The sequence below is a fragment of the Roseburia sp. AM16-25 genome (genome assembly GCF_003473825.1).
Classification (GTDB): Bacteria; Bacillota; Clostridia; order Lachnospirales; family Lachnospiraceae; genus Pararoseburia; species Pararoseburia lenta.
The window spans coordinates 22,397-28,812 of record NZ_QUCW01000009.1 but is presented as its reverse complement, the minus strand read 5'-3'; the positions used below and the strand labels follow the sequence as shown (position 1 = coordinate 28,812).

Sequence of the window (6,416 nt, the reverse complement as noted above, 5' to 3'; positions counted from 1 at the left end):
TTATTCTCTTAGAATCTTTCAAGGTTGTTTCACTGTTCAGTTATCAAGGTTGTGTTGTTAACAGCAGCTCCAATATATTATCATGTATCAAGAAGTTTGTCAACAACTTTTTCATTTTTCTTTCGAGCCGCTTGCGACCCGAACAACTTCATTATCATATCACATGACCAGAAGTCTGTCAACAACTTTTTAATTAATCTTTTAAATCCTTCTTTTAAAAAGTTGTCATGCTGTGGTAGAATCTCATCTTCCTGACCGCTCTCCCCGCCAGCCATGTTATAGTACCACTTCACTCCTATAGAAGTCAATAGAAATGTCGAATATTGTTAAAGTGGCACGATTGCAGTAATTGTGCTATTTTATCTGACAATTTGCACAAACTCATTTTTTACAGGATTTCCAATGCCTCGCGCACATTCTCAACCCCTTTTAGTAACATTCCATCCGGCTTTTGTATATTTTTCATACACACTTTAGGCAGGATACATTGCTTAAATCCCAGTTTGTGCGCTTCTGCTATTCTTTGTTCTACCATATTTACAGATCTCACTTCGCCACTCAAGCCTACTTCGCCAAAACAGATCATATCTTCTGCGATCGGACGATTGCGAAAACTTGATATGATCGCCAGGACCAGTCCAAGATCCGTTGCCGGTTCACTGACCTTCATGCCTCCTGCAATATTGATATAAGCATCCTGGTCTGCCAGTCTGACTCCCACGTTTTTTTCCAATACTGCCATCAAAAGGTTGACGCGGTTGTAATCCACGCCCGCCGCCGTTCGTCTTGGCATACCAAACGCACTGTGGCATACCAGCGCCTGTATCTCCACCAGCAAAGGTCTTGTACCTTCCATGGTACATACAACGATCGAACCACTGGCATTCTTGGGTTTGCCATCCAACATATATTCTGACGGATTGGGAACTTCCCGCAATCCTGACTGGCACATTTCAAAGACACCGATCTCGTTCGTAGAACCAAATCGGTTTTTAACAGCACGCAGGATACGATAACTGGCATAGCGATCCCCTTCAAAATAAAGAACCGTATCTACCATATGCTCCAGTACACGCGGGCCTGCCACCGTCCCCTCTTTTGTCACATGTCCCACGACAAAGATAGCGATCCCCTGTTCTTTCGCTAGGCGCATCAGCACGCTGGTGGCTTCTCGTACCTGCGAAACACTCCCCGGTGCCGAATTGACATTTTCACGGAACATGGTCTGGATGGAGTCGATGACAACCACCTGTGGCTTGCGCTCTTCGATCACGCCCTGTATCAGATCCAGATTGGTCTCGCACAAAAGTGTCATTTCATCAGAAAAGATACCGATCCGGTCTGCACGCATCTTAATCTGTTGCAGTGATTCCTCTCCCGAAATATACAAGACCGCGATTTTCTGGTCTGACAGACTCTTACAGGTCTGCAATAAGAGTGTCGACTTACCAATGCCCGGATCTCCGCCTACCAATACTAAAGAGCCCGGCACAATGCCACCGCCCAGTACACGGTTCAACTCTTCGATATGAGTATCCATCCTCTTTTCCAATGACGACTGGACATCATTTAATTTTGCCACCTGTACTTCTGTGATCTGTCTATGTGTCACACTGGATTTTTTATCAACGATTTCTTCTACCATGGTGTTCCATGCCTTGCACGCCGGGCATTGTCCGACCCATTTGGACGATTCATAACCACATTCCTGACAGAAAAATACGTTATTCTTTCCCTTTGCCATTCGATTTCCTCACGGTTTCTTCTATATATTAAGTATTCATGTAATCGGAGTGAATTTTCTATTACATAAGAAAGATCCTCGTCAATCTATGACGGGGATCTCCTTTTTATTATATCTTGTATGCTTTTAGCACTTTTTTACATCTACAGAGATCGCACTTTCGGCATCCAATTCCACGCTCAAATTCAACTTACCGCCTAAATTCGTCTTCATTGTACCGGCATCAGCCCCGGCAACCTTGACATCATATTCGGTTTCCGGTTCAAGTTCCAAAGTGATCTGCGCGTCTTCCGGTCCCTCTACCGTAAATGTCACGCCATCTTCGGTAGCCTGAAAATGCTCTACGGAAGTCCCCGGAACGGATTCATATACAAACATACCATTTCGCTCCAGTTTGGTGATCTCCTTGAAAGTCTTTACCTTGTATAAGTCTCCCTGATGACTCACATTGTCCAGTTTGGACTTGGTCTCCAAACTGTAATCTCCAAAACTAATAGTACCATCTGACTCACAACGAATTAATTCGCTAACTACAGCCATTTTCTTCTCCTCCTGCTTCTTTAAGGCAATGCCTTTTCTCTGTCTTACAATGTATGAACATTATATAATACAAGATATAAAATATCTAGTAAATCCAAGGATATTCATAAAAATTTTAGAATTATGAAGTAAAGACGATCTTGCCTTTTCTCATCGTGACAACGACCTTACTGCCCTTCTTTACATCCCCGGAAAGAATAAGTTCTGCCAAAGGATCTTCCAGATCTGTCTGGATGCGCCGGCGCAATGGTCTTGCTCCGTATTTCGGATCATAGGAAACCTCTACCAGATGCTTCTTGACCGCATCCCGGATGGTCAGATCGATATCCAACTGCGTCTTGCAGCGCTCGATCAAAGAACGGGTCATGATCGTCACGATCTCCTTCATATCCTCCTTATTCAGGGAACGGAATACGATCGTCTCGTCAATTCGATTTAAGAACTCCGGTTTAAAGATGCGTTTTACCTCTTCCATAACGCCGTTTTTCATAAATTCATAACTATTCTTCTCATCTTCGACCGATGCAAAGCCCAGTTTCTTCGGCTCAACGATTGCCTGCGCTCCGGCATTGGAGGTCATAATGATGATCGTATTTTTGAAACTAACCTTGCGTCCCTGAGAATCCGTAATATGTCCGTCATCCAAGACTTGAAGTAAAATGTTAAATACATCCTGATGTGCTTTTTCAATCTCATCAAAAAGAACGACCGAATACGGATTACGGCGCACTTTTTCACTCAACTGTCCGCCTTCTTCGTGTCCTACATATCCTGGCGGTGAACCGATCATCTTGGATACGCTGTGCTTTTCCATATACTCCGTCATATCAACGCGGATCATTGCTTTTTCGTCTCCAAAGACAGCCTCTGCCAAAGCCTTGGAAATCTCTGTCTTCCCAACACCTGTCGGTCCTAAGAACAGGAAGGAACCGATCGGGCGGTTTGGCTCCTTGAGACCTACACGTCCTCGTCTGACCGCACGCGCTACAGCACTGACCGCATCTTCCTGTCCTACCACTCTCTTATGCAGGGTCTTTTCCAAATTGCGCAGGCGAACAGCTTCTTTTTCATTTAATCTGGATACCGGGATCTTGGTCCAGATAGAAACCACCTGTGCAACATCATCCTCTGTCAGAACTAACTGCTGTTTGTCTTTTCTGTGTTCGTATCTCTTTCGCAAAGACTTTATTTTCTTTTCCAGAGCCGCCTGCTGTTTGCGGCAATCAGATGCTCCTTGCACATCCCCTGCCATCAGGCATTCTTCTACACCGCGAGCCGCCTCCTTGCACTCTTCTTCCAAGGTCAGCATCTGATCCGGTGCTTTCACTTCCATCAGACGTAATCTGGCAGCCGCTTCATCCACCAGATCAATCGCCTTATCCGGCAGGAAACGATCTGCGATATAACGCTGCGACATTGTCACCGCAGCATGGACCGCTTCGTCCGAAATCGTAATGCCATGGTGCTTTTCATAGCGTTCCTTGATGCCTTGCAAGATAGCCTCTGTCTCTTCTTCAGTCGGTTCTTCCACCGTGACCGGCTGGAATCGGCGTTCTAGGGCGGCATCTTTTTCTACATATTTGCGGTATTCTGCGATCGTAGTCGCACCGATGATCTGGATCTCGCCTCTTGCCATTGCCGGCTTTAAGATATTGGAAGCGTCGATCGCACCTTCTGCACCACCTGCACCGATGATCGTATGCATCTCATCTATGAATAATATGATATTTCCTGCCTGCATCACTTCGGCGATCACGCGTTTGATACGTTCCTCAAACTCGCCACGATACTTAGAACCTGCCACCATACCGGACAGATCCAGTGTCATCACGCGTTTATCTGCCACAGAATCCGGCACCATGCCTAACTGGATCCTCTGTGCCAAGCCTTCCACGATCGCAGTCTTTCCAACACCCGGTTCCCCGATCAGGCATGGGTTGTTCTTGCCCCTGCGGCTCAAAATCTGGATCACACGCTGGATCTCACCCTCTCTGCCGACAACCGGATCCAACTTGCCCTGCCGTGCCATATCTGTCAGATCTCTGGCATATTGATCCAAGGTAGATGTCTCGCCGGCACCGCGTTTTCTTCTCTTATTGGCATTATTTTCTCTATATGTAATGCCTTCTCTTCCCATAGCAGAGATCAACTCTGCGAATAATTTCTGTGTATCTACGGACATGGATGCCAAGATGCGTGCGCCCGCTGTATCCTGCATACGCACCATGGCAAGCAAAAGATGCTCTGTACCGATCTCATCCATACCACATGCAATGGCTTCCTGTTCTGCCTGTGCCAGCATCTGATCTAACTTTGGTGTATTGCCGTCCCATTCTGCAACAGCGATACCGCCTTCCGGCGAGATCAGTTCTTCGATCAGGTCGATCAAATTCTTTTCTGATACGCCAAGACCCTGTAAAACCTTGGCAGCCAGACTGTCTTCCTGTCTGACCAATGCGACCAGCAGATGCTCAGTCCCTATATAATTATCTCCCAGACGTTTGGCTAAGCGTTTGGCATCCGCCAAGGCTGCCTGCGCCTGTTCCGTCAACTCCATCATATTATAAAGCCTCCATATTATAAGTCATTTAAATCAAGAATATCCAACTGTGCATCAAGGTCAGCCCCCTTATAGCGGGTATTTTCCTTGCTTTGGAAAGCCTCGGTTCCCTTGATGTCACTGTAGATCGGCTCCTGCGGTGCCGTCTGTCTATTCTTGTTTGGCTGCGCCTGTAAAGCATCTTCCGAAGCCGCCTTGCCAGCCGTTTCGCGTTTGACCTCCGGCGCTTCCTCTGTCGTCTCGATCTCAGGCTGAGTTTCTTCTGCCTCCATATCTGTCAGATCATCTTCAAAAAGATCATCCTCCAGATCGTCGAACTCGTCCTCTTCTTCCTCACGCAGATTTCTGCGCAGTTTGACAAAGATCGATGTCTTTTCCGCGCCCTGATCCGCATCCTCATCCTCTGCAGGATCATCCATAAGATCTTCTTCTATCGCTTCATCTTCTGCGCCTGCCAGATCCGGATCGTTCGGCTCATCCTCATCCATCCAATCCTCTTCTTCCTCCCTGCGCCTGCGGGATAACAAAAGATTGATGATCACAACCGCAAGTACAACGATAACGAACAAAAGGATCGCTACCAGATAGCGCTGCTTCTGCCATTTTCCAAAATATTCATCACTGCCGGCAGCAGTCGTCACCGGCTCCTCTGCCGTCGTATCCTGTGATAACAGGTCTTCATTCACTCTCTGGAGGCTGCCATCCGTATTATCATACTGGAACCATCCGGTCACGCCGTCCTGATTGGTACCATATACAAAATAGAAATCGCTGTCATCCCCCTCTTTGTAAACAGATAAGGTCTGATCTCCAACGGTCAGTGTTGTCTCTGTAAAAGAATCACGCAAAAGACTATCCGGCGTTGCCAGAACCACATACTGTTCTGCTGTACCAAGCATGGTAAAAGGTGTCACCTTATTCATGGCTTCGTCATACTGATAAAAGACACCATCCCCTGCCGTGTTATCTGCTCTCTTTAGATAAAGAAGGGTGATCGATCCATTGGATAATTCCCGATAGGCATAGCCATCAATAGTCACTCTGGTACGGCTGAAGCCTGCCGGAATCGCGCTCTCCGGGTAACGCTCGGAAACCACATAGGCAACGCCATCAATGACAAACTGTCCGTCTGCCGCCTGTGTCGCAGTATCCTGTGTATCCTGGGTCTGCTGTGTATTCATATCCCCAGTGCCTCCGGCAACCTGTACGGAAGCAGAACTTCCGGTGATGGTCGGGGATGATACGATCAAAGAGGACTGTCCCTGAGAGGCTGCCGTAAATTGCAAAGTTGCACTCGTCCCCTCAAACGTGATCGTGTTGCCATCCGTCGTATAGGAAGCAGAACTTCCGGCGAACTGCAAAACATCTGCATTGTAGCGCAGACTGATGCTGCCGGACTCTGACGCTGTAACCGTAACCGATAAGGTATCACCGACAGAAAGACTGTCCGCACTCATATGGATCGTCGTTGTCCCCTCCGCAAAACACGGAAAAGACAAGGTCGATAAAAGGGCAAGCACGCCCACAAGCATACCTATGAAATTCTTATGTTTTCTATTCATTATGTTCACC

5 protein-coding genes are annotated in these 6,416 nt (G+C 47.0%); all 5 read right to left on the bottom strand.

Annotated features, from left to right (window positions below; translation table 11 throughout):
* Positions 1-80 precede the first annotated feature (80 nt).
* The 5 genes from DW183_RS12345 to DW183_RS12325 all read right to left on the bottom strand — a co-directional run bounded on the left by DW183_RS12345 (position 81) and on the right by DW183_RS12325 (position 6,406).
* Positions 81-275, bottom strand: a complete 195-nt coding sequence (locus tag DW183_RS12345; RefSeq protein WP_118282720.1) for a hypothetical protein — start codon at positions 273-275, stop codon at positions 81-83.
* A gap of 113 nt (positions 276-388) precedes the next feature.
* Entirely contained in the window at positions 389-1,744 is a 1,356-nt protein-coding gene (radA, locus tag DW183_RS12340; protein WP_118282717.1) for a DNA repair protein RadA, read from the bottom strand.
* Between the two features lie 126 nt (positions 1,745-1,870).
* A complete protein-coding gene (locus DW183_RS12335; protein ID WP_118282715.1) occupies positions 1,871-2,284 on the bottom strand; it encodes an endosialidase in 414 nt (137 codons plus the stop codon).
* A 121-nt stretch (positions 2,285-2,405) separates the two neighbouring features.
* Positions 2,406-4,844, bottom strand: coding sequence for an ATP-dependent Clp protease ATP-binding subunit (locus DW183_RS12330; RefSeq protein ID WP_207662839.1), 2,439 nt, complete (start codon positions 4,842-4,844; stop codon positions 2,406-2,408).
* A 17-nt stretch (positions 4,845-4,861) separates the two neighbouring features.
* Positions 4,862-6,406 (bottom strand): hypothetical protein, encoded by a 1,545-nt coding sequence (locus DW183_RS12325; protein WP_118282712.1) that lies wholly within the window; start codon positions 6,404-6,406, stop codon positions 4,862-4,864.
* Between the last annotated feature and the right edge of the window lie 10 nt (positions 6,407-6,416).

Bases quoted from the DNA above. Each gene is read 5' to 3' on its own strand.
- DW183_RS12335 (WP_118282715.1), bottom strand. From the start codon at position 2,284: ATGGCTGTAGTTAGCGAATTAATTCGTTGTGAGTCAGATGGTACTATT.
- radA (WP_118282717.1), bottom strand. From the start codon at position 1,744: ATGGCAAAGGGAAAGAATAACGTATTTTTCTGTCAGGAATGTGGTTAT.
- DW183_RS12330 (WP_207662839.1), bottom strand. From the start codon at position 4,844: ATGATGGAGTTGACGGAACAGGCGCAGGCAGCCTTGGCGGATGCCAAA.
- DW183_RS12325 (WP_118282712.1), bottom strand. From the start codon at position 6,406: ATGAATAGAAAACATAAGAATTTCATAGGTATGCTTGTGGGCGTGCTT.
- DW183_RS12345 (WP_118282720.1), bottom strand. From the start codon at position 275: ATGGCTGGCGGGGAGAGCGGTCAGGAAGATGAGATTCTACCACAGCAT.